The organism is Haloarcula sp. Atlit-7R (genome assembly GCF_003666065.1).
Taxonomy (GTDB): domain Archaea; phylum Halobacteriota; class Halobacteria; order Halobacteriales; family Haloarculaceae; genus Haloarcula; species Haloarcula taiwanensis.
The window spans coordinates 1-445 of record NZ_QXIK01000112.1; the positions used below are offsets into that span (position 1 = coordinate 1).

A 445-nucleotide genomic window follows, 5' to 3' on the forward strand; every position below is an offset into this window, starting at 1 on the left:
CACGAACGCCTCGCCCCGGACGTTTATCGACAACGGCGTCTCGTTCGTCCCCGAAGATAGAAACCGCTACGGCTCCGCGGGGGACCTTTCTGTGATGCACAACGCGGCGATGAAGGATTTCCGCGAGGACCGCTTCGGGAGCGGGGTGACGCTGGACTACGGCGAACTCCGGGCGCACGCCGAGGCGCTCGTCGAGGCGTTCGACGTTCGCGGCGTCCACGACGTGACCGACGCGACGGCCGGCGACCTCTCGGGCGGTAACTTACAGAAGCTCATTCTCGCCCGAGAAATCTCCCGTGACCCCGACCTCCTCGTCGCGAACCAGCCCACCCGCGGCGTCGACGTCGGCGCGATAGAGTCCATCCGCGAGGCGATTCTCGACCAGCGGACCGAGGGGACCGGCGTGGTGCTGCTCTCGGAGGACCTCGACGAGATTATCGACCTG

1 pseudogene is annotated in these 445 nt (G+C 66.5%); it reads left to right on the forward strand.

Annotated elements, in window-relative coordinates:
- Positions 1 to 445 (forward strand): annotated as a pseudogene (locus D3D01_RS22895) (ABC transporter ATP-binding protein); the annotation flags it as partial.